Below are 2,565 nucleotides of genomic sequence, written 5' to 3' on the forward strand. Positions count from 1 at the left end.
TGGACAAAAGGCCCAGCAAAAAAAGGGCTACCAAGAGATTCGAGTGGAAGTCATGGGAGGCTATACGCCTGAGTTGATTATCCTCAAGAAATCAGTGCCAGCCCGTATTGTCTTTGACCGTAAGGATCCTTCACCCTGTCTGGACCAAATTGTTTTTCCAGATTTTGGTGTACATGCGGACCTGCCAATGGGTGAAGAGTATGTAGTGGAAATCACGCCTGAGCAGGCTGGAGAGTATGGTTTCTCTTGTGGCATGAATATGATGCACGGCAAGATGATTGTAGAATAGGAGAATGATATGACTGAAATTGTAAAAGCAAGTCTTGAAAATGGTGTTCAAAAAATCCGTATCACGGCAGACAAAGGCTACCATCCAGTCCACATTCAACTGCAAAAAGGAGTTCCTGCTGAGATTACCTTTCACCGTGTGACACCTTCAAACTGTTATAAGGAAATTCTATTTGAAGAAGAAGGCATCTTGGAACCAATCGGCGTAGACGAAGAGAAAACAATTCGTTTTACACCTCAAGAATTAGGCCAACATGAATTTTCTTGTGGTATGAAGATGCAAAAGGGAAGCTATACAGTCGTTGAGAAGACTCGAAAATCTCTGTCACTTTTACAGCGTTTTTGGATTACTAGTATCTTTACTGTGCCTCTTGTGATCCTCATGATTGGGATGTCGACAGGAGGAATTAGTCACCAAGTCATGCGTTGGGGCACCTTTTTAGCCACAACACCGATTATGCTAGTAGCAGGTGGTCCTTATATTCAAAGTGCTTGGGCTAGTTTTAAAAAGCACAATGCCAACATGGATACCTTGGTTGCTCTGGGAACCCTAGTGGCCTATTTCTATAGCTTAGTTGCCCTCTTCGCTGGCCTCCCCGTTTACTTTGAAAGTGCTGCATTTATCTTCTTCTTCGTTCTTATGGGAGCCGTTTTTGAGGAGAAAATGCGGAAAAATACTTCCCAAGCTGTGGAGAAATTACTTGACTTGCAGGCTAAAACTGCAGAAGTCTTGCGTGAGGATAACTATGTTCAAGTCCCTTTGGAGCAAGTCAAGGTAGGTGACCTGATTCGAGTGCGTCCCGGTGAAAAGATTGCGGTTGATGGTGTCGTAGTAGAAGGTATCTCTAGTATTGATGAGTCTATGGTGACAGGTGAGAGTCTACCTGTGGACAAGACAGTTGGAGATACTGTTATTGGCTCAACCATCAATAATAGTGGAACACTTGTTTTTAGAGCAGAAAAAGTTGGTTCAGAGACTGTTTTGGCTCAGATTGTGGATTTTGTGAAGAAAGCTCAGACAAGTCGTGCGCCGATTCAGGACTTGACGGATAAAATTTCAGGCATTTTTGTTCCAGCAGTTGTCATTTTAGGGATTGTGACCTTTTGGGTTTGGTTCGTCTTGCTCAGGGATAGTGTAGTTGTGCTTGGAGCGAGTTTTGTCTCTTCGCTTCTCTATGGAGTAGCAGTTCTGATTATTGCCTGCCCTTGTGCCTTGGGACTTGCAACACCGACAGCCCTTATGGTGGGGACAGGTCGCAGTGCCAAGATGGGAGTTCTCCTCAAAAATGGAACGGTTCTACAGGAAATCCAGAAAGTCCAAACTATTGTTTTTGATAAGACAGGAACTTTGACGGAAGGGAAACCTGTGGTCACAGATATCATCGGCGACGAAGTAGAAGTGCTTGGATTGGCAGCTTCCTTGGAAGAAGCTTCTCAACACCCACTGGCTGAGGCTATTGTTAAGCGAGCGACTGAAACTGGACTTGAGCTTCACACTGTGGAAAATTTCCAAGCCTTGCACGGAAAAGGTGTCTCAGGGCAAATCAATGGAAAACAAGTTCTGCTTGGAAATGCTAAAATGCTGGATGGCATGGATATTTCTAGCACTCATCAAGATAAACTAGAAGAACTGGAAAAAGAAGCTAAGACAGTTGTGTTCTTGGCTGTGGACAATGAAATCAAAGGCTTGCTAGCCTTGCAAGATATCCCCAAGGAAAATGCCAAGCTAGCCATCAGTCAGCTGAAAAAACGAGGTCTTAAAACAGTCATGCTGACAGGAGACAATGCAGGTGTGGCGCGTGCTATTGCCGATCAAATCGGAATCGAAGAGGTCATTGCAGGTGTCTTGCCAGAAGAAAAAGCTCATGAAATTCATAAACTGCAACAGTCAGGCAAAGTAGCCTTTGTTGGTGATGGTATCAATGACGCTCCTGCCCTTAGTGTAGCAGATGTGGGGATTGCTATGGGAGCTGGAACGGATATCGCTATCGAGTCAGCAGATTTAGTGTTGACAACCAATAACCTCCTAGGCGTGGTTCGTGCCTTTGACATGAGTAAGAAAACCTTTAATCGAATTCTGCTCAATCTTTTCTGGGCCTTTATCTACAATGTCGCAGGAATTCCGATTGCAGCAGGAGTCTTTTCTGGTGTTGGACTGGCCCTCAATCCAGAACTAGCTGGTCTAGCCATGGCCTTTAGTTCTGTATCTGTTCTGACTAGTTCACTCTTACTAAACTTTAGTAAAATAGATTAAAAGCGGGCTTGCTCGCTTTTTAT

At 44.3% G+C, this 2,565-nt stretch carries 2 protein-coding genes; both read left to right on the top strand.

Annotation, left to right across the window (positions count from 1 at the left end; all coding sequences use genetic code 11):
- Positions 1–289: cupredoxin domain-containing protein (locus RQ973_RS09425; RefSeq protein WP_311523835.1), on the top strand; the 289-nt coding region annotated here is incomplete at its 5' end.
- A gap of 9 nt (positions 290–298) precedes the next feature.
- Positions 299–2,542, top strand: coding sequence for a heavy metal translocating P-type ATPase (locus RQ973_RS09430; RefSeq protein ID WP_311523837.1), 2,244 nt, complete (start codon positions 299–301; stop codon positions 2,540–2,542).
- Positions 2,543–2,565: the final 23 nt, after the last annotated feature.

The organism is uncultured Streptococcus sp. (assembly GCF_963511325.1).
Taxonomy (GTDB): domain Bacteria; phylum Bacillota; class Bacilli; order Lactobacillales; family Streptococcaceae; genus Streptococcus.